Source organism: Brachybacterium muris (assembly GCF_016907455.1).
GTDB classification, from domain to species: Bacteria; Actinomycetota; Actinomycetes; order Actinomycetales; family Dermabacteraceae; genus Brachybacterium; species Brachybacterium muris.
In genome coordinates this window covers 3,394,671-3,414,142 of sequence record NZ_JAFBCB010000001.1, presented here as the reverse complement: position 1 = coordinate 3,414,142, position 19,472 = coordinate 3,394,671, and the positions used below count along the sequence as shown (strand labels likewise).

At 70.5% G+C, this 19,472-nt stretch carries 16 protein-coding genes; 6 read left to right on the top strand and 10 right to left on the bottom strand.

Features of this window, described 5'->3' with window-relative positions:
• Nucleotides 1-117: 117 nt before the first annotated feature.
• The 5 genes from JOD52_RS15805 to JOD52_RS15785 all read left to right on the top strand — a co-directional run bounded on the left by JOD52_RS15805 (nt 118) and on the right by JOD52_RS15785 (nt 7,507).
• Entirely contained in the window at nt 118-1,506 is a 1,389-nt protein-coding gene (locus JOD52_RS15805) for an ABC transporter substrate-binding protein (protein WP_204411095.1), read from the top strand.
• A 1-nt stretch (nt 1,507) separates the two neighbouring features.
• Nucleotides 1,508-2,503, top strand: a complete 996-nt coding sequence (locus tag JOD52_RS15800; protein WP_239551937.1) for a carbohydrate ABC transporter permease — start codon at nt 1,508-1,510, stop codon at nt 2,501-2,503.
• Entirely contained in the window at nt 2,500-3,306 is an 807-nt protein-coding gene (locus JOD52_RS15795; RefSeq protein ID WP_204411093.1) for a carbohydrate ABC transporter permease, read from the top strand. Before JOD52_RS15800 ends, JOD52_RS15795 begins: the two co-directional genes overlap by 4 nt.
• Nucleotides 3,303-4,559, top strand: coding sequence for a carbohydrate kinase family protein (locus JOD52_RS15790; protein WP_204411091.1), 1,257 nt, complete (start codon nt 3,303-3,305; stop codon nt 4,557-4,559). The genes JOD52_RS15795 and JOD52_RS15790 overlap by 4 nt, the downstream gene beginning before the upstream one ends.
• A 179-nt stretch (nt 4,560-4,738) precedes the next feature.
• Nucleotides 4,739-7,507, top strand: coding sequence for a sugar-binding protein (locus JOD52_RS15785; RefSeq protein ID WP_204411089.1), 2,769 nt, complete (start codon nt 4,739-4,741; stop codon nt 7,505-7,507).
• 111 nt (nt 7,508-7,618) lie between these two features.
• Here the strand turns inward: JOD52_RS15785 and JOD52_RS15780 are convergent, their stop codons facing one another.
• The 10 genes from JOD52_RS15780 to iolC all read right to left on the bottom strand — a co-directional run bounded on the left by JOD52_RS15780 (nt 7,619) and on the right by iolC (nt 17,209).
• Nucleotides 7,619-8,257, bottom strand: a complete 639-nt coding sequence (locus tag JOD52_RS15780; protein ID WP_204411087.1) for a PKD domain-containing protein — start codon at nt 8,255-8,257, stop codon at nt 7,619-7,621.
• A 443-nt stretch (nt 8,258-8,700) separates the two neighbouring features.
• On the bottom strand, nt 8,701-9,354 hold the full coding sequence (locus tag JOD52_RS15775) for a DUF6318 family protein (protein ID WP_204411086.1): 654 nt from the start codon (nt 9,352-9,354) through the stop codon (nt 8,701-8,703).
• A 149-nt stretch (nt 9,355-9,503) separates the two neighbouring features.
• Nucleotides 9,504-10,298, bottom strand: coding sequence for an SDR family NAD(P)-dependent oxidoreductase (locus tag JOD52_RS15770; protein WP_204411084.1), 795 nt, complete (start codon nt 10,296-10,298; stop codon nt 9,504-9,506).
• Nucleotides 10,295-11,032: a glutamine amidotransferase gene (locus tag JOD52_RS15765; RefSeq protein WP_204411082.1), complete on the bottom strand. Its 738-nt coding sequence runs from the start codon at nt 11,030-11,032 to the stop codon at nt 10,295-10,297. Before JOD52_RS15765 ends, JOD52_RS15770 begins: the two co-directional genes overlap by 4 nt.
• A 63-nt stretch (nt 11,033-11,095) precedes the next feature.
• Entirely contained in the window at nt 11,096-12,415 is a 1,320-nt protein-coding gene (locus tag JOD52_RS15760; protein WP_204411080.1) for an MFS transporter, read from the bottom strand.
• Between the two features lie 58 nt (nt 12,416-12,473).
• Nucleotides 12,474-13,208, bottom strand: coding sequence for a GntR family transcriptional regulator (locus JOD52_RS15755; RefSeq protein ID WP_204411078.1), 735 nt, complete (start codon nt 13,206-13,208; stop codon nt 12,474-12,476).
• 15 nt (nt 13,209-13,223) lie between these two features.
• Entirely contained in the window at nt 13,224-14,273 is a 1,050-nt protein-coding gene (locus JOD52_RS15750) for a Gfo/Idh/MocA family protein (protein WP_204411076.1), read from the bottom strand.
• Nucleotides 14,274-14,284: 11 nt separating this feature from the next.
• On the bottom strand, nt 14,285-15,193 hold the full coding sequence (gene iolB, locus JOD52_RS15745) for a 5-deoxy-glucuronate isomerase (protein ID WP_204411074.1): 909 nt from the start codon (nt 15,191-15,193) through the stop codon (nt 14,285-14,287).
• Nucleotides 15,194-15,203: 10 nt separating this feature from the next.
• Nucleotides 15,204-16,121 carry a Cgl0159 family (beta/alpha)8-fold protein gene (locus JOD52_RS15740; RefSeq protein ID WP_204411072.1) on the bottom strand — a complete coding sequence of 306 codons (918 nt, stop codon included), beginning with the start codon at nt 16,119-16,121 and terminating at the stop codon, nt 15,204-15,206.
• Nucleotides 16,121-17,209, bottom strand: a complete 1,089-nt coding sequence (gene iolC, locus JOD52_RS15735; protein ID WP_239551936.1) for a 5-dehydro-2-deoxygluconokinase — start codon at nt 17,207-17,209, stop codon at nt 16,121-16,123. Before iolC ends, JOD52_RS15740 begins: the two co-directional genes overlap by 1 nt.
• Nucleotides 17,210-17,525: 316 nt before the next feature.
• Here iolC and iolD point away from each other — a divergent pair, with 316 nt between their 5' ends.
• Entirely contained in the window at nt 17,526-19,439 is a 1,914-nt protein-coding gene (gene iolD, locus JOD52_RS15730) for a 3D-(3,5/4)-trihydroxycyclohexane-1,2-dione acylhydrolase (decyclizing) (RefSeq protein WP_204411070.1), read from the top strand.
• The last annotated feature ends 33 nt before the right edge of the window (nt 19,440-19,472 follow it).

Genomic DNA, 19,472 nt, shown 5'->3' with positions numbered 1-19,472 from the left:
ACGATGGTCGTCCACGTCACAACCCCGACGACACAGCTGAACGTCTGTACGACCGACCCAGGCAGCACCGCCGCTGTCCCAGAGTCCAGCCGCTGTCTCACCGTCCAGGAGGACACCATGCGCCGCCGCACCTTCCTCAACACCAGCGCCGCCCTCGGCGGCATCAGTGGGATCGGCCTGCTGGCCGCCTGCGCCCCCGGCTCCGACCAGGGCGGCGGCACCGGCAACGGCAGCGACGGGGGTGGCTCCGGCCCGTCGGCCGGCGATATCGAGACCGATCCCGCGGCGATGGGCGACCTCACCCTGCTGATGTGGGACCAGGAGGTGCGCGGCGCCCAGAACGACGCCATCGAGGCCCTCATCGAGAGCTTCCAGGACGAGTACCCCAACATCACCATCGAGCGGGTCTCGCAGTCCTTCGACGACCTCCAGCAGCAGACGGGCCTGGCCCTGTCGGGCAATGACGTGCCCGACGTGCTCCAGGTCAACAACGCCCGCGGCGACATGGGCACCTTCGTGGAGGCCGGGCAGCTCACCGACCTCACCGGCTACGCCGAGGCCTACGGCTGGACCGACCGCTTCAGCGAGTCCGTGCTCGGCAAGATGATGTACTCCCCGGACGGCGTCACCTTCGGTGAGGGGTCCCTGTGGGGCCTGCCGCAGACCGGCGAGGTGTGCGGCATCTACTACTCCGCCTCCAAGCTCGAGCAGCTGGGCGTGGAGCCCCCCACCACCTGGGACGAGCTGTTCGCCCTGGTGCAGACGGCCCTGGACGCCGACGAGCTGCCCATCAAGCTGGGCAACCTCGAGCAGTGGCCGGCCCTGCACGTGTTCGGCCCCCTGCAGGCCAACTTCGTCCCCAGCGAGGAGATCATCACCCTTGGCATGGGCAACGCGGGCGCCGAGTGGACCAGCGACGCCAACGTCGAGGCCCTCACCAAGCTCGCCGAATGGGGCACCGGCGGGGCGCTGGGCGATTCCCCGAACGGCCTCGCCTACGACACCGCCTGGCCCGAGTTCACCGAGGGCTCCGGCGTGCTGCTGATCGGCGGCTCCTGGCTGGGCCCGGACATGGAGGGCGTGATGGGGGAGGACCTCCGCTTCATGGCCCCGCCCCCCGGCGCCGACGGCAAGGTGGCCACCACCGGCGGCACCGGCCTGCCCTTCGCCATCCCCGCCAACGCAGCGAACGCCGATGCGGCCGCCGCGTTCATCGACTACATCACCAGCGACACGGCGATGGAGCTGATCGCCGAGAACGGCGGCATGCCCGTGAACCGCACCGCGGAGCTGGCCCCGGACAGCGGCGTCAACAAGGACATCTACGAGGCCTTCGACGCGGTCTCCACCGAGGGTGTGCTGCTGCCGTACCTGGACTACGCCACCCCGTCGTTCGCCGACACCGCCGGCTCCACCCTGCAGCAGGTCATCGGGGGCCAGGCCGAGCCGGCCGCCGCCGCCGAGCAGCTCCAGACCGACTACGGCGACTTCACCTCCGAGGGCTGACATGACCGCCATCGCTGGTGCCCGGGCCGCCCGGGAAGGTTCCGACGCCTCCGGGCCCGACGGGCCAGGTGATGCCGGCGGGCCCGGCGGCAGGGGCCGACGCACTACGCGTGCCGGCGGGCCCCCGTCGGCCGTGGTGCGCGGGCGCTGGACCCCGTACCTGTTCATCCTGCCGGCGTTCCTGGTGTACGGGGCGTTCTCCCTGTACCCGCTGATCCGGGCCGCCCAGTTCTCCCTGTACGAGTGGTCCGGCTTCGGGGCCTCCACCTTCGTGGGCCTGGACAACTACATCGACCTGGCCTCGGACCCGGACTTCCGGGCCGCCATCGTCAACGCCCTGGTGCTGATCTTCTTCTACGCCGTGCTGCCGCTGATCGTGGGGCTGGTGCTGGCGGCGATCCTGCGCCGCGGGCAGGTGCGCGGCATGGGCTTCTTCCGCACCGTGATCTTCCTGCCCCAGGTGATCGCCCTGGTGGTGGTGGCCGTGGCATGGCGCCACATCTACGCCCCCAGCGGCCCGTTGAACCAGGCCCTGCGGTCGCTGGGACTGGACTCCCTGGCCCGCGGCTGGCTGGGCGACCCGGGCGCGGCCCTGCCGGCGGTGGGCTTCATCGGCACCTGGCTGCAGATGGGACTGGTGATGCTGCTGCTGCTGGCCGGCATGAGCCGCATCCCCGATGAGCAGTTCGAGGCGGCCCGCCTGGACGGCGCCGGTCCCTTCCAGGAGTTCTTCGCGATCACCCTGCCCTCGGTGCGCGGGGAGATCGTGGTGGCCCTGGTGCTGACCATCATCGCGGCGCTGAAGACCTTCGACCTGGTGTATATGACCACCTCCGGCGGCCCCGGCAACGCCACCACCGTGCCCAGCTACGAGGTGTACGACCGTGCCTTCCAGCTGCGCGAGGTGGGCTCGGGCAGCGCCGTCGCCATCGTGCTGACCGCCCTGGTGTTCGCCATCAACCTGGTGGTCACCCGCATCGGGGAGCGTGAGTCATGAGGGTCTCCAAGGCCGAGACGACCATGAACTACGTGGTCCTTGCGCTGTTCGCCCTGTTCGCCCTACTGCCGATCCTCACCATCCTCACCACCGCCGTGTCCCCGAAGATCGGCGCCGACCCCGGCATCCACCTGGGCAACTTCGTGGAGGCCTGGGAGATCGGCGGTTTCGGCGAATCGTTGCTGAACTCCCTGATCGTGGCCGCGATCGTGGTCAGCTGCGCCCTGGTGCTGTCGGTGCTGGCCGGCTACGCCTTCGGCACCATGACCTTCCGCGGCTCCACGGTGCTGTTCTACCTGTTCCTTCTGGGGCTCATGATCCCGGCCGAGGCCACCGTGATCCCCCTGTTCTTCGACCTGCGCAGCCTGGGCCTGACGGACACCTACCTCGCCATCGCCCTGCCGCAGATCGCCCAGTCCGTCGCCTTCGGCACCTTCTGGCTGCGCGCCCAGTTCCGCTCCATGCCCGAGAGCCTGCTGGAGGCCGCCGCCCTGGACGGCGCCGGCCCCGTGAAGGCCCTGACCCGGGTGCTGGTGCCGGCATCGATCCCTGCCCTGACCACCCTGACGGTGCTGGTGTTCATGTGGACCTGGAACGAGTTCCTGATCGCCCTGGTGATGACCCCCAGCGGTCAGCGCCGCACCGCCCCGCTGGGCCTGTCCAACTTCCAGGGCCAGTACACCTCCGAGATCGCCCTGCTGTCGGCCGGCGCCGTGATCGTGGCGCTGCCGATGGTGATCCTGTTCCTGTTCCTCCAGCGGCACTTCATCCGCGGCATGCTCGAAGGAGCCAACAAGTCATGACCCAGCTCGAACCCGACCGTCCCGACCTCACCGATCCCGAGCTCGACGAACCGGGCCCGACCGGCGCTGAGCCCGCCCGCAGCGAGCCGGGCCCGGTCGGCAGTGAGCCGAGCCCCGTCGGCGACGAGCCCGAGCGCACCGAGCCCACCCCGTCGGCCCCCTGCGGCGACTGGGACCCCCTGGCCGAGAAGCGCACACCCCAGGACCCGCCCCTGGACGTGCTGCTGTCGGGCACCGTGTTCTTCGACATCGTGTTCACAGGCCTGGACCGCCTGCCGAACCCCGGCGAGGAGCTGTGGAGCAAGGGCATGGGCTCCAGCCCCGGCGGCATCGCCAACCTCGCCACCGCCGCCGCCCGCCTGGGCCTGCGCACCGGCCTGGTGGCCGGCTTCGGGGACGACGCCTACGCCGACTGGATGTGGCACACCATGGCCGACGAGGAAGGCATCGACCTTAGCGCCTCCCGCCGCTTCGACGACTTCCACTCCCCGTTGACCGTCTCCATCGCCGCCCACGGCGACCGCGCCATGGTCACCCACGGCCACGACCTGCCCGAACCCCTCTCGGCACTGATCGCGAAGGCCCCCAAGGCCCGCGCGGCCGTGGTGGACCTGGCCGGGGAGACCAGCTGGTGGGCGGGCCTGGCCCAGGGCGGATCCAAGGTGTTCGCCGACATCGGCTTCGACGAGACCGGCCGCTGGGACCGCAGCGACCTGGCACCCCTGGTGCACTGCCACGCCTTCACCCCCAATGCCGTGGAGGCCATGGCCTACACCCGCACCGACAGCCCCGACCGGGCCGTGCGGGCGCTCGCCGAACTGGTGCCGCTGGCGGTGGTGACCGACGGCGAGGCCGGCTCCTACGCGATCGATGGCTCCACCGGTGAGGAGGCCTTCTGCCCGGCCGTCCCCGTGACCGCCATGGACACCACCGGCGCGGGCGACGTGTTCGCCGCTGCCCTGGTGCTGGGCACCCTGGCCGAATGGCCGCTGGTGGAGCGACTGAAGTTCGCCTCCCTGTGCTCGGCGCTGGCCGTGCAGCAGTTCGGTGGGTCGCTCGCCGCCCCCGGCTGGGGCGACATCACCGACTGGTGGCGCTCACTCAGCGCCGCCGCCGATGGCGGGGACCTGCGCGCCGCGTTCACCCGCGACGGCTACTGCTTCCTGGACGATGTGGTCCCCACCCACCAGGTGCTGGGCCGGCGCCGCGCCCAGGGCACCTTCGCCCTCGGCTCCGACGCCGGGCAGCACTGACCGGGGCACCCGACGCTCCGGGCCGATACGGGCCAACGGTCGCCCGGTTGGAACCACACCTCCCCGGAAGGAGGAGCACGCAGACCGAGAAAGACGTCACCGCCCCGCCCTCGCACACCCGTGCACGCGACGCGGTGGAAGCACGCTCGAACGCAGGAGAACAGGTCGAGGAGGACCCGATGAACTCTCAGCCCAGCACCGCCCACCCCACCGCCACCGATACGCGCCACGGCTTCCGGCCCAGCCGCCGCAGCCTGCTGCGCGGAGGCGCCGCGCTCACCCTGGCCACCGGCGCCACCACCTTCGCCAACATCGCCCTCACCCCCGCCGAGCAGGCGCTCGCCGACGGCACCGTCGACCTCGACATCCTCTACATCGGCGCCCACCCCGATGACGAGGCCTGGGCACTGGCCGCCTTCGGCCAGTGGAACGAGTTCCACGACCAGCAGGCCGGGGTCATCACCATCACCCGCGGTGAGGGCGGCGGCAACGCCGTGGGCCTGGAGGAAGGACCGGCGCTGGGCATGATCCGCGAGGCGGAGGAGCGCACCGCCGTGGGCATCGCTGGCATCGAGCATGTGTTCAACCTCGACGCCGTGGACTTCTACTACACCCTCTCCGCGCCCCTGTCGCGGCAGGTGTGGGGCGACCGCGCCGTGCTCAGCCGCATCATCCGGGTCATCCGCGCCACCCGGCCCGAGGTCATCGTGACCATGAACCCCTCGGCCGTGGAGGGCAACCACGGCAACCACCAGCAGGCCGCGATGTATGCCGTGGAGGCGTACCTGATGGCCGGACGCGAGGACGTGTTCCCCGAGCACTTCGACGAGGGCCTGGCACCCTTCACGCCCTCCCGGATCCTGCGCTCCGGTTCCAACGGCCAGGGCGCGAACGGGCCCGATGCCGTGGAGCAGGGCTACAAGCCGGACGTGCCCAGCGACGTGGTGTTCGGCGCCTGGAACGGCACCGAGAGCCGCGAGCACGGCAAGCGCTGGAGCGAACTGCTGGACGAGTCGATCCACACGTACGCCACCCAGGGCTGGACTGCGATCCCGCCCTCGCCCACGGACCCGGAGCAGATCCGCACCGCCTGGTTCACCCTGATCGACTCCCGCACCCCGCTGGCCGATCCCACCAGTGGTGACGAGGCCGCCCTGCGTGGGGCGACGCTGCCGATCAAGGGCGGCCTGCCGCTGGGCACCCGCCTCGAGGTCAGCAGCGACCGCTTCGCCGTGCTGCCCGGGGAATCGTTCACCGTGGAGGTCACCGCCCGCTCCGTGAAGTCGGCCCTGCCCAAGGCCCGCGTGGAGCTGGAGGTGCCCGACGGCTGGAGCGTCAGGGGCAACGGCTCCATCGGAACCATCCCGGCCAAGCGCTCCTCGACCGCCACCTTCACCCTCACCCCGCCCGCGGATGCTCCCACAGGTGAGGCCGTGCTGCTGCGCGCCATCCTGCACACCAACAAGGGCAGCGGCCACAATGTGCTGCCACTGCGGGTGGCAGGCCCCGTCGAGGCCGGCATCGCCGACCGCCCGGAGATCGCCCAGTTCCTGGACTGGACCGAACAGCTCGGGATGCAGCGCCTGGACGCCCTGGTGCCCACCCGTCGCTCGCTGGGCTCCGGGCTCGCCGAGGAGTTCGAGCTGGTGGTGCGGAACAACTCCGCGACCGCGAGCTCTGCGCAGGTGGAGATCGACTCCCCGCCCGGCATCACCATCACCCCACGCACCCTTGCTGTCGACGCCATCCCGGCAGGTCAGGAGAAGACGCTCACGGTGACGATCGAGAACACCGACGCCTCCCTGCCCACCGCGAACCGGGCGTCGAACGGCGGGGTGTACCCGCTGGACGTGCGCGCCACCAGCGGCGGTGTCACCGCCACCCGCGAGCAGGGCCTGCACCTGGTGCCCCGCCTGGTCGCCTCCCCCTCCGAGGGCGTGGTGGTCGATGCGCAGCGCGGCACCGACGAGTACCCGGGCGATCCGATCGACATCGGCACCCTGTGGGAGGGCCAGCCCGTGGAGCCGGCCGACGCATCGGGCTCCACCTGGGTCACCTACGACGACGAGGCCCTGCACGTGTTCGTGCACGTGGTGGACGACGTGCTCGGTGCGGTGCTGCCGGTGGAGGACAACAAGCAGCGCTTTCGCACCGATTCGATCGAGATCATGATCGATCCGCGTGGCGACTCAGACCACACCGCCACCACATTCATCCTCGGTGTGCTGCCGCAGACCCTCGCGGCCGACGGGTCGTTCGCCGGTCCCGCCGCGGGGCGCGACCACGACGGGCACCAGGGGCCGATCGAGACCACCGCCCCGAGCGTGTCGGTGGCCTCGCACGTGCGGGAGCCGTACGACGGGTACACCATCGAGGTCACCATCCCGTTCGCGGAGCTGCCCGATGGGATCGACCCCCGCGGGATCGGTTTCGACGTGGTGGTGTACGACTCCGACACCCAGGACAAGACCGGGCAGTCCCGCATCGGCTGGTCCACCTTCCCTGGTGTGCAGGCCGATCCGTACCGTTGGGGTGTGCTGGAGCTGCCGGAGCTGGACGACGCACCGTCGGCACCGGTGGATCCGATCATCCCGGACACCGGGGCACGGTCGGTGGAGTCACCGCAGTCGATCATCCAGTCCGCGAAGGACGGAGTGGGTCTGGGCGGATACCCCTCGCTCGGGGCCCGCGCGCTGCGCATCCAGTCGGCCACGCTGCGTGGCAGCAGGGTGCGGGCGACGGTCCGGGCACGTCAGGGAGGCACTCTGCGTGCCTACCTGTGGGACGGTGAGGCGATCGTCGGTTCGATCGACGCGACCGATATCCGTTCCGGCAGTCGCGAGATCACGGTGCCGGTGACCGGCGAGGTGGCCGATGGCGCCACGCTGGTGCTGGCCGTGTCCCTGGAGAACGAGGAGGGCAACGCCGCCGCAGTGAAGGCGCTCTGATTGCGCGCGGTGATCCTGCGCAAAGGCGTGAAGCGAGCTGCCTGAAAAAGTGACTCTCCCGGTATGCACTGACGAAATGCGTCACGGCGTGCCGGGAGAGTCCTTTTCTGTTCAGAGTTCGCGGTGGGTGGCTTCGGGGTCGCGGGGGCCTTCGGTGTCGGGTGTGCGGGCGGGGATCCAGGGATCGTTCTCTTCGTCGATGGGGATGTCGGGATTGACGAGTCTGGATTCGAGGGACTTGGAGAACAGGGGGACGGGGTCGGAGGCGATCTCGATGGTGCCGTCGATGTCCTGCCATTGGCCGCCATCGACGGAGAACTGTCCGGCGAAGGTGGTGGTCAGGGTGATGTCGTACCAGCCCTCCTGGGTGTAGGTCGCGGTGACCTGCTCGGAGGGGTAGGGCTTGCCGGGCTTCTTGGTGGTGATGGTGTTGCCGTCTCCGAGGTCCCAGTGGTATTCGATCGGGATTGCCCGCACCTGCACGGGTACGCCCAGCAGCTCGGTCTCCAGGGTCTGGGTGGCGGGGTCGGCGTACAGGACGTTGACCATGTTCACCGGCAGCCACCCCTCATCCGGCCCCGCATGCGCACCCAGAGGCTGAACCGGGAGCTCAGCGAAGTCACTCCGGGACACGGTGATGACGACCGGTTCACCCTCCGGGGTGACGGCGTTCGGCGTGCCGGGAGTGATGCAGGAGTAGCCGTTGGTGGTCTCGGTGCCGGTGGCGGTATCGATCGTCACCGACTCCATCGTCACCTCACCCTCCGCACGAGTGCGGGAACTAGCAGTCGCGCGGGGGACTGCGACACCGCCGGCGTCGATGGAGTAGTTCGTGCCCGTCGTGCACGCGGCGGTCGAGGCGATGCAGTTCTGCGGACCACCCGCTACACCGGAGCAGTTGTTCCCACCCCACTCCGTCGTCTTGCGATTCCGGGTGATCCAACGGTCGATAACGTCGCCTGGAGTCGAACTCGTGCGTTGGCCACCAGCTACTCCCCGATTGGATCCATCAATCAGCGCACCTTCTGTAACACGGCGCAGTGTCTCGTGGGAAATCTCGTACTCCCCTGGCTCCGCGCGACCCTCAAAACCGGCGATTGCTGGACCTGCTGCGAAAATTGTCAAAATGCAAATGACTGGAAGAGCTAAGTACTTAAGGAGCCTACGCATCTGGCTTCTGATCGGCCAGCGAGTCACTCCCCCCCACCGCCGACCTCAAAGTCCATTGAGTCGACGATCCAGCGATCGTTTACCCAGTTCATCCCTGCGATTGCGCTGTACTCCTTTTCTGGCTCGACATCGTTTCCATTGTCATTGGACGACGGTTCCGTGTGTTCGCTGAGGCTGAAAATGTACCCTACTTCAATGTCATAGTTGGGGGAATCCTCAGTGATGGCGCCAAGGGGTTCAATTATTGTCGGACCCCAGTACCTTTTGACCTTAGCGAACTCGCGAATATTCTCTTCGTTCAGCAAGCAAGTCTCGCATGAATCCGAATGTAGTTCTGAGAACTGCGAGTACTCACCAGTCTGGTACCCCCAAGTCATCATCGCGATGTAGTACTTGAACGCCTGCTCAGCACCCTCGGGGGTGTTCTGGTCCATGCCGGGGTAGTCGGCCGGATCCGGGGCGGGGATGTCGGGTGCTGCGACCGTGGAGTCACCCCCACCATCACTCGTATCGCCACCGCCGTCGCTGGGCTCGGCCCCACCGTCATCGCTGCCGCCACCGATGTTGATGCTGGGTGGCGGGGTCGTCACGGTACCGCTGCCGCCCGTGTCGGTGCAGGCCACGAGGCCGAGCGCGAGCGTTGCTGCAGCTACTGGAGCCAGGATCCGACGATGCATGGGGAGCCTTCCGGAGGGGAGGTCGAACCCTTGCACACTAACTAGACATCACGGGCAGAGCCACCCCGGGCTAGAAATGTGGACAACCCGCGTGCCAGACCAGCAGCATGATCGACCACGCCCAAATCAGCGGCGCCGGCGCCCCGCGCCTACCCCAGCGTGCCCGGCCCGGGCCCGCGCAGCAGCACACCGCCGTCCACCGGCAGGGTGTGGCCGGTGATCCAGGAAGCGTCGTCCGAGGCCAGGAAGGCGACGGCCGCAGCGATGTCCTCCGGTTCGCCCACCCGGCCCAGCGGATACATGTGCCGCATCTGCTCCGAGTCCTTGCCGTCCTCGCCCCACACGCGGGTGCGCACGGTCCCGGGGGCCACGGCGTTCACGCGGATGCCGTCGGCCGCGAACTCGGTGGCCAGGTTCTTCGTCACCGCGAGCAGGCCGAGCTTTGCCGCGGAGTAGGGCGGGCCGCCGAAGGCCATCAGTGCGTTCACCGAGGACACACTCACCACCGCCCCATGATCGCTGGCGCGCAGATGGGGGAGGGCGGCGCGGATGGTGCGCACCGCGCCCAGCAGGTTCCAGTCCAGCATCCGTGCCCAGGTCTCGTCATCGAGGTCCTCGAAAGGCGGATAGCCGGTGTCGTCGCCGCCAGCCACATTGGCCAGCACGTCCAGCCCGCCCAGGTGCTCCACCACCTCGGCCACGGCCGCGTCCACGGAGGAGCGGTCGGTCATGTCCATCTGCACCGCGACGTGCTGGCCGGCGTCGCTTCCCTCCAGCTTCTCGACGGTGGCGCGCGCGGCCTCGACGTCGAGATCCGCGACCGCTACCTGGGCCCCGTCACGGGCGAAGCGGGCCGCGCAGGCCGCGCCGATGCCGTGGGCGCCGCCCACCACCAGCACGCGTCGGCCATGGAACCTGCCTGCCATCTCGGTTCCCCCGCTCATCGCGCGAACAGTTCCACGAAGCCGCGCAGCACCCCGGCCGGGGCGCCCGCCTCCACCAGCGACACCTGCTCGATCAGGGTGCCCATCTCGTCGGGCGAGAAGTAGCCGGCGTCCTTGTAGATCCGGATCCGCTGCACCAGGCCGGGCACGTCCAGCTCCGGATGGAACTGGGTGGCGTACTGCCGGGTTCCTACACGGAACATCTGTACCGGGGCCGTGGCCGAGCCCGCCAGGCACACGGCGTGTTCGGGCAGGGAGCGGATGCCCTCCTTGTGGCCGACGAAGGCGGTGAACTCCTCGGGCAGGCCCGCGGCCTGCACCAGCGGATCGCGCGTGCCCTCCTCGGTCAGGCGCACGGTGACGGCGCCGACGGGCTCGCCGTGGGTGCGGTCCACGATCGCGCCCTGGTGCACGCCGAGGGTGCCCACGCCGTAGCAGGCGCCCAGGAACGGCGCGTCGTGCTCGATCACCTGGTCCAGCACCCGCTTCAGGTCCTGCTCGACGCGGTGCTGGGTGGGGCTCTTGGAGTCCTCCGGGTCCGAGGTGTTGTAGGGGCTGCCGCCCACGATCACCCCGGAGTACTCGGCCAGGTCGATCTCCTCCAGGGGCGCGGCCTCGAGGCGCACCCGCACCAGCTGCTCCTCGCGCAGCCCGGCGAAACGACGGAACGCCTCGTACTCGGCGTCGGCGGCCTCGTCCTCGAAGCGGGTGGCCAGCAGCAGGAACGGTCTCATCCGCGCATCGTAACCGCAGGCAGGCCACCCGATTCACAGGCGGGGCGGCGATGGCGGGGCGCGTCAGGCGGTCGACGGCCCCGGAGCGCTCGAACCCCCGCCATGCCTGGTCGGCCCCACCCCGGCCGCCTCGTCCACCGCGTCCCCGCGGGTCTCCCGCCCGCCCAGCCATGCGACGGCCCCGACGGCGAGGATCGCCCCGGTCAGGGCGAACGCCCACCCGAACCCGAGCCATGCCGCCACCAGGCCCGTCACCACCGGCCCCAGGATCGCGCCGAGGTCCTGGGCCATCTGGAACGCGGCCAGGGTGGAGCCGCCGGAGCGGTTCGATCCCACCACGTCGGCCACCACCACCTGCTGGGCCGGGGCCAGCATCCCGGCCCCCAGGCCCGCCACCACCGACGTCGCGCACATCCACCAGGTGGTGGGGACCAGGCCCATCACCCCGGTGCCCAGCGCACACAGCACCAGGCCTCCCAGCAGCAGGGGGCGCCGGCCCCAGGAGTCCACCAGGCGGCCGGCCACCAGCAGCGAGGCGGCGTTGGCGGCGGCGAACACGGTCATCACGATGCCGGTGACGGCATCGGTGAGGTGGGCGATGGAGCCGATGAACAGCGGCACCAGGGACATGCGGGCACCGAAGTTGGCCCAGCCGTTGGCGAACGCCCCCACGATCACCGCGCGGAACGCGGAGTCGGCCCACGCCTCCCGCACCCGCAGCGGCGGGGCCTCAGGCCCGGTGCGGGCGGGGCGCAGGTCGGCCCTGGCCAGGAACACGGCCACCACGGCGGCGGCGATCAGCAGCGCCACGGCGTACACCAGGAACGGCGCCCGGTATCCCCACTCGGCCAGCAGCGAACCGAGGGCGGGGCCCAGGATCCCGCCGAATAGGAACGCCGAGCCGTACAGGGAGGAGGCGCGGCCTCGCGCGCCGGGCGGGGTGAGCCGCACCAGCAGCGCCATCGCGGAGACGGTGAACAGGGTGGAGCCGATGCCGCCCAGGCCCCGCATCACCAGCAGCTGCAGGTAGCTCTGTGCGAAGGCCGCGGCCCCGGTGGACAGCGCCACGATCACCAGGCCCGCCACGTACATCCGCCGCTCGCCGAAGCGGGTGATGAGGCGGCCGCCGGTGGGGGCGAACACCAGGCGCATGAACGCGAAGGCGGAGACGACGGTGCTGGCGGCGGTGACGCCCACGTCGAAGCTGCGGGCGTAGGCCGGTAGCACCGGGGCGATGATCCCGAAGCCGATCGCGATCACGAACGCCGCGATGACCAGCACGATGATCTCGCGCGGGATCGACGGTCGGGCAGCGGGCGAGGCCTGGGCGGCAGGCGAGGCCCCGCCCGCGGGCTGGGGGTCGGGCGGGGTGTCGGAGGGCATCGCCACCAGTATCCGCCGCGGACCTGGGCGCGGTGGGACGGTGGTCGGGAACAGGGCCCTACTCGACCAGCGTCACCTCGAAGCTGTAGCGGGAGGCGCGGTACACGTGGTGGCCGTACTCGATCACGGTGCCGTCGTTGCCGAACAGCTTGCGCTCCATGGTCAGCAGCGCGGCCCCGGGCTTCTCACGGAGCATCTCGGCGTGCTCGGCGTCGGCCACCGTGGCGCCGATGCGCTCGTGGGCGACGGCCAGGCGCACGCCCCGCTCCCGCAGGCACGCGTACAGGCCCTGGTCCTTCAGCTGCTCCCGGGTGGGGGCCAGGCGCTCCGGCAGGGTGTTGCGCATGACGGCGAGGGGCTCCTCACCGGAGTACCGCAGTCGCACCAGTTCCAGCACCAGTTCCCCGGGCTCCAGCAGCAGCCGTCCGGCGGCCTCGGGGGAGGGGCGACCCACCCGGTACTCCAGCACCTCGGTGCGCGGCTGCTTCCCCGCCCGCGCCAGGTCGTCGTACAGGGAGGTCAGCGCCACCTGGCGGCTGACGGGGGAGTCCACCACCTGGGTGCCCACGCCGCGCTTGCGCACCAGCATGCCCCTGTCCACCAGCTCCTGGATGCCCTGGCGCACGGTGGGTCGGGACAGGCCCAGGCGCTGGGCCAGGGACACCTCGTTCTCCAGACGGGAACCGGGGGTGAGCACCCCGTCCCGCACCGCCGCCTCGATCCCACCGGCGAGCTGCAGGTACAGCGGGGTGGAGGACGCACGGTCGATGGGAAGGTCCAGCACGGCGCTCATCTCATGGTGCTCCTCTCAGGGCCGGGGCCGGGCCGTGACCGGCACGAAGCCGGGCGTCGTCAGCGCCTGCTCGGCCGCCTCGCAAGTCGCGGCCGCAAGGTACCCGTCCCAGGCAGTCGCCGAGCGCAGGGCGATGTTGGAGCCGTCCAGCACCGCGGCGATCCAGGCCTGTACCTCGGCGTCGTAGGCCGCTGCGAAGCGCGGTCGGTAGTCGAACGGCACGGTGCCGCCCCAGGTGCCGCCGGCCATCTGAGTGGTCACGCGCGTGATGCCCATGCCGATGGTGGCGATGCCCGCCGAGCCCAGCACCTCGGTGCGCACCTCGTAGCCGGAGTCGGTGTTCACGTACAGCTCGTCGGTGACGATCCTGCCGGAGGAGGTGCGCAGCAGCAGCAGCATCGGATCGTGCTGGCCCTCGGCGGCGCGCGGCCCGGGCAGGGGCAGCACCGCCTGCACCTCGGTGATCGCCTCGTCCAGGAAGTAGTGGATCGCGTCGATCTCGTGCACGGCGGAGTCGTACACCATCATCGAGTCCACGAACCCGGGGTGGGTGGTGGCGTTGCGGTGCTTGCAGTTGATCACGCTGACCTGCCCCAGTTCACCGGAGTCGATCGCGTCCTTCAGCTCGGCGTACTCCGCGTCGAAGCGGCGCATGAAGCCGACCGAGACGAACCTGCGCCCGGTGGCCTTCTGCGCTTCTGCCTCGGCCTGGACCACGGCGTAGGCGTCCTCCGGGTTCATCGCCAGCGGCTTCTCGCACAGCACCGGCTTGCGGGCCTCGATGCAGGCGATGGCCTGGTCCCTGTGGAACGTCCCGGGGCTGGCGATCAGCACGGCGTCCACGTCCTCGGCGGCGATCAGTTCCTCGGCGGTGTTCACCACGCGGCAGCCGGGCACGCCGTCGGCCATCTCCTGGGCCTTCTCGCGCAGGTAGTCGGTGACCACGCTGACGCGGGCGCCCTTGATGCGCGAGGCCAGGCGGGCCACGTGGTCGGCGCCCATCAGGCCCACGCCGATCACGCCCACCCGCACCTCGCGGGGGAGGTACTGCTCGATGGTCTCCATGGGTGCCTCTCTCACCAGGTGCCTCGCACCCAGGTCTGGTCGGGGTGGTCGGTGATGTCCCAGGCCCGTTCCTTACCGGGGCCGGCCATGACGTTCAGGTAGTACATGTCGTGCCCGGGGGCCGCGGCGCACGGCCCGTGCCAGCCGAACGGCACCAGCACCACGTCACCGGCACGCACCTCGGCAAGGATGTCGATCTCCTTGCCCTCGCCACTGGAGGTGGTCTGGTGGAAGCCGAAACCGGGGGTGCCGGTGGGGGAGGGGGCGATCTCGTAGTAGTAGATCTCCTCCAGTTCCGATTCGGGGTGCTCCGGGTCCTTGACGTGCTCGTCGTGCTTGTGGGCGGGGTAGCTGGACCAGTTGCCGCCCGGGGTGATCACCTCGCAGGCGATCAGCGAGTCGCAGGCGTCGAAGGAGCCCACGGTGCCGAAGTTGCGCACCTGACGGCTCATGGTCCCGCCGCCGCGGGCCTCCACCGGCACGTCCTTCGCGCGGATCAGGGCGACGGGGTGTGCGGCCGACGCCACCGCGGTGGCCAGCGCGAACCGTCCGCCGTCGGCGCTGGCGATCCGCAGGCGGGAGCCGACGGGGGTGTACAGCACGTCGGTGGGGCCCGCGAACACGTCGGCCCTGCCGCGCAGCTCGTACTCGCCCGCGCCCTCGATCGCGGTGTCGTCGGTCGCCGCGCCCTCGGCCCCGGCTCCGTCGGCCGCTGCGCCCTCGACGGCTACGGTGCAGGCGCCGCTCAGCGGCACCACCATCACCTCCACGCCGTCGGCCTCCCAGGTCTCCTCGCCACCGGCCTCCAGGGCCAGCACCCGGATGCCGGTGTGGACCCAGCCCTCACGGGCTCCGGGGTCCACCACGGTGTCGAAGGGGCCGTCGGCCGTGGAGCCGGCCGGAAGGTGCAGGTCGCTCATGGGATGCTCCTCAGCGGATCATCTCGACGGCGGCACTGACCGCCGCGGTCACGTCGTCGTGGTGCGGGTACAGCAGGGTGCGGCCGACGACCAGGCCCCGCACGTTGGGCCTGGCCAGTGCGGCCTGCCAGGAGGCGCGCACCGCGTCGGGGTCCTTGCCCACGGGGTCGCCGCCCAGGATCACGGTGGGCAGGGTGGTGGCGTCCATGACGCGCTCCATCTCCGCCACCGCCGGCAGCTTCAGCCAGGTGTAGGCGCTGGTGGCCCCCAGACCCTGGGCGATGTGGATGGAGCGGATCACGGCCTCGGGGGAGAGGTCGTTGACCACCGGCGTGCCGGGGCCGCCGGGACGGGAGCTGATGAACGGCTCCACCATCGCGATCAGCTCGTGGCGGGCCAGGTCGGTCACGGCGCGGGCACTGGCCTCGAGGGTGCGGGCGGTGCGGTCGTCGCCAAGGTCGATGCGGGTGAGCATCTTTCCGCCGTCGAAACCGGCCGCAGCGATCGCAGGCGCGTCGTAGGCGGTGAAGCCGTCGTCGAGCTCCCAGGAGGAGCCCTGCAGGCCCCCGCGGTTCATGGAGGCGAACACGATCTTGTCCTCCAGTGCACCGAGGAGCAGCAGGTCCTCCAGCACATCGGCCGTGCCCAGCACGCCGTCCACCCCGGGCACGGCGAGCGCCTCGCGCATCCGGTCCAGCATCTCGGTGCGGCTCGCCATCGCACCCGGTCGGGGGCCTGCCCCGAGGGCGCCGCGTGCGGGATGGTCGGCGGCGATGATCATCATGGTGCCGCTGGAGCTGGGCGCGGCGCCGGCCATCACGTCGGCCACGGTGCGGCGCCTGCGAACGGCGGCCAGGCGCGCGAACCGCCCCGGGTCCTCCACCCGCACCCGGGTGATGTCCCCGTAGGTGGAGACGAAGCCGCTCATCAGGCGTCCTGCCCGGCCGGGCCGTCGGCGGGCTCCTCGCTGACCACCACGCCGCGATTGCGCAGCGCGTCCAGCATCTCGTCCACAGTGCGCCCGTGGTTGGGGTCACCGCCTGCGAGCAGCAGGTCGATCTCCTCGGAGGTGGGCATGGCGGTGGAGCACTCCAGGCGACTGGTGACGATCGCGCCGGCGGCATTGCAGCGGGTCAGGACGGTCTCCAGGTCCTGCCCGGAGAGCAGCCCGTGGCACAGGGACCCGCCGAAGCTGTCGCCGGCGCCCAGGCCGTTGATCACCTGGATCAGGTTCGGCGCCACCACCACGTGATCATCCCGCGTCTTGCCGAGCACACCCTTGGGGCCCTGCTTGACGATCGCGATCTGCACCCCGGCCTCCAGCAGGGCATCGGCGGCGCGCTCGGGGTCCGTCTCGCCGACGGCCACCTCGCACTCCTCCTTGTTGCCCACGGCCACGGTGGCGTACTGCAGCGCCTCGCGGTACTGGGCGCGGGCGTCCTCGGGGGAGGACCAGAACATGGGGCGGTAGTCCAGGTCGAACACGGTGTGCGTGGTGCGGCCCCGGGCCTCCAGCGCCGCGAAGTGCGCCGATCGGCTGGGCTCCTCGGACAGTCCCGTGCCGGAGAACCAGAACAGCGGTACGGCCTTGATCGCCGCGAGATCCAGGTGCTCGGGGCGCACCTGCAGGTCAGGGGCGCTGGGACGGCGGTAGAAGTACAGCGGGAAGTTGTCCGGCGGGAAGATCTCGCACAGCGTGATGGGGGTGGCCAGCTCGTGGTCGGTGACCACGTACCGGCCCGAGACGCCCAGGCGCTCCATCTCCTGGACCACGTAGCGGCCGAAGGGATCATCGCCCACGCCGGTGATCACCGCGGGGTGGTGGCCCAGCCTCGCGGCAGCGACGGCCACGTTGGTGGGGCTACCGCCCAAGAACTTGCCGAAGCTGGTGATGTCCTCCAGGCCCTTGTCGATCTCCAGGGGGTAGAGGTCCACGCCGCTGCGGCCGAAGGTGATGATGTCGATGTCGCCGGTGGGCATCGAGCCGTGCGTGGGTTCAGCGTTCTTCGTGGGCATGGTTCCTGGGCCTTCCCGCCGGGCATGATTGTCCGTACAAATTTACGCGGCCGATGTCGGTGCGGTCACGCTAGCACGCAGGGGGCTGGGTCGGAAGTGCAATCTTTCCTGCCCCGTCGGCCGTCCGGCCGGCCGGTGGGGCACTACTTGTACGGACATAGCGTTGACAGGCGCGTGTCATCCTCGGCATGCTGGGGGAACACGAATTCCTGTCGGGCCGATCCCGTGCCGAGCCGATACCGTGCCCGGCCGGTCCCGCGACGGGCCACCCTCGACGCCGCCCTGCCCCACGAGGCGGCCCACCCCCGGAGGCAGCATGAGCGTCACCCATCAGGACCCGTCGCAGGGCACCGTGCGATTGACCGTCGGCCAGGCCCTGGTGCGTTTCCTCGCCGCCCAGTACGCCGAGCGCGACGGCATCCGTGAGCGCTTCATCCCCGGCACCTTCGGCATCTTCGGCCACGGCAACGTGGCGGGCCTGGGCCAGGCCCTGCTGGAGAACGCCATCGACCCCGCCGAGGGCGAGGGCCAGATGCCGTTCTACCAGGCACGCAACGAGCAGAACATGGTGCACACCGCCGTCGCCTACGCGCGCACCAAGAACCGGATGCAGACCTTCGCCTGCACCGCCTCCATCGGCCCCGGCTCCACCAACATGGTCACCGGTGCGGCCCTCGCGACCGTGGACCGCATCCCGGTGCTGCTGCTGCCCAGCGACATCTTCGCCACCCGCACCGTGGACCCCGTGCTGCAGCAGCTGGAGGACGAGACCGGCGGCGATGTGTCCGTCAACGACGCCTTCCGGCCCGTCTCCCGCTACTTCGACCGCATCTCCCGCCCCGAGCAGCTGATCCCCGCGGCCCTGCAGGCCATGCGAGTGCTCACCGACCCTGCCGAGACCGGCGCCGTCACCCTCTCCCTCCCGCAGGACGTGCAGGCCGAGGCCTTCGACTGGCCTCTGGAGTTCTTCCGCGAGCGCACCTGGCACGTGGCCCGCCCGGTCCCCGAGCCCGCCGCCCTGGACCGCGCCGCAGAGGTGATCCGCTCCGCCAAGAAGCCGGTGCTGATCGCCGGCGGCGGCGCCATCTACTCCGAGGCCAGCGAGGCCCTGGCCTCCTTCACCGACGCCACCGGCATCCCGGTGCTGGACACCCAGGCCGGCAAGGGCGCGCTCAGCGCCGACCACCCGCTGTGCATCGGCGGCGTGGGCGCCACCGGCAACAACGCCGCCAACGAGCTGGCCGCAGGGGCCGACGTGGTGATCGGCGTGGGCACCCGCTACACCGACTTCACCACCGCCTCCCACACCGCCTTCCGCAACCCCGGGGTGCGGTTCGTGAACCTCAACGTCAAGGCCTTCGACGCCGCCAAGCACTCCGCCACCATGGTGGTCACCGACGCCCGCGCAGGCCTCGAGGCCCTGGCCGCAGCACTCGAGGGCTGGACGGCGCCGGCTGAGCACGGCGAGCGCGCCCGGCAGCTGCGCGCCGAGTGGGAGGAGCTCGTCAAGCACTGCTTCGAGCCGCACGACCAGGAGCTGCCGGCCCAGACCGAGATCTTCGGGGCCCTGAACGACCTGATGGGTGATGAGGACATCCTGATCAACGCCGCCGGGTCCATGCCCGGTGACCTGCAGGCCCTGTGGAAGGCCCGCTCCCCGATCCAGTACCACCTGGAGTACGGCTACTCGTGCATGGGCTACGAGCTGCCCGCCTCCCTGGGCGCGAAGATGGCCCGCCCGGACAGCGAGGTGGTCGCGATCATCGGCGACGGCACCTTCCAGATGGCCCCGCAGGAGATCGCCACCATCGTCGCCGAGCGGATGAAGGTGATCCTGGTGATCCTGCAGAACCACGGCTGGTCCTCCATCGGGGCCCTGTCCGAGTCCCGCGGCTCCCAGCGCTTCGGCACCAAGTACCGCATGCGCAACCAGGACAGCGGCCTGCTGGACGGCGAGAAGCTGCCCTTCGACATCCCCGCCAACATCCGCTCCTACGGGATCGAGGTGGAGGAGGTCAGCGACACCGCCGCCTTCCGCGAGGCCTACCGCCGCGCCGAGACCCGCGACCAGGCCACCGCCATCGTGGTCAACACCGACCTGTACGGCCCGAACCCGCCCGGCAACAGCTGGTGGGACGTGCCGGTGGCCGCAGTCTCCACCCTGGAGAGCACCCGGCAGGCCCGCACCGAGTACGAGCAGGCCCTTGAGCCCCAGCGCCACTACCTCTGACCCACTCCGATAGCCCGCCCGCACCGCCCCGCC

Coding starts and splice junctions, on each gene's coding strand:
- JOD52_RS15805 (WP_204411095.1), top strand. CDS start 118: ATGCGCCGCCGCACCTTCCTCAACACCAGCGCCGCCCTCGGCGGCATC.
- JOD52_RS15800 (WP_239551937.1), top strand. CDS start 1,508: ATGACCGCCATCGCTGGTGCCCGGGCCGCCCGGGAAGGTTCCGACGCC.
- JOD52_RS15795 (WP_204411093.1), top strand. CDS start 2,500: ATGAGGGTCTCCAAGGCCGAGACGACCATGAACTACGTGGTCCTTGCG.
- JOD52_RS15790 (WP_204411091.1), top strand. CDS start 3,303: ATGACCCAGCTCGAACCCGACCGTCCCGACCTCACCGATCCCGAGCTC.
- JOD52_RS15785 (WP_204411089.1), top strand. CDS start 4,739: ATGAACTCTCAGCCCAGCACCGCCCACCCCACCGCCACCGATACGCGC.
- JOD52_RS15780 (WP_204411087.1), bottom strand. CDS start 8,257: ATGGAGTCGGTGACGATCGATACCGCCACCGGCACCGAGACCACCAAC.
- JOD52_RS15775 (WP_204411086.1), bottom strand. CDS start 9,354: ATGCATCGTCGGATCCTGGCTCCAGTAGCTGCAGCAACGCTCGCGCTC.
- JOD52_RS15770 (WP_204411084.1), bottom strand. CDS start 10,298: ATGAGCGGGGGAACCGAGATGGCAGGCAGGTTCCATGGCCGACGCGTG.
- JOD52_RS15765 (WP_204411082.1), bottom strand. CDS start 11,032: ATGAGACCGTTCCTGCTGCTGGCCACCCGCTTCGAGGACGAGGCCGCC.
- JOD52_RS15760 (WP_204411080.1), bottom strand. CDS start 12,415: ATGCCCTCCGACACCCCGCCCGACCCCCAGCCCGCGGGCGGGGCCTCG.
- JOD52_RS15755 (WP_204411078.1), bottom strand. CDS start 13,208: ATGAGCGCCGTGCTGGACCTTCCCATCGACCGTGCGTCCTCCACCCCG.
- JOD52_RS15750 (WP_204411076.1), bottom strand. CDS start 14,273: ATGGAGACCATCGAGCAGTACCTCCCCCGCGAGGTGCGGGTGGGCGTG.
- iolB (WP_204411074.1), bottom strand. CDS start 15,193: ATGAGCGACCTGCACCTTCCGGCCGGCTCCACGGCCGACGGCCCCTTC.
- JOD52_RS15740 (WP_204411072.1), bottom strand. CDS start 16,121: ATGAGCGGCTTCGTCTCCACCTACGGGGACATCACCCGGGTGCGGGTG.
- iolC (WP_239551936.1), bottom strand. CDS start 17,209: ATGCCCACGAAGAACGCTGAACCCACGCACGGCTCGATGCCCACCGGC.
- iolD (WP_204411070.1), top strand. CDS start 17,526: ATGAGCGTCACCCATCAGGACCCGTCGCAGGGCACCGTGCGATTGACC.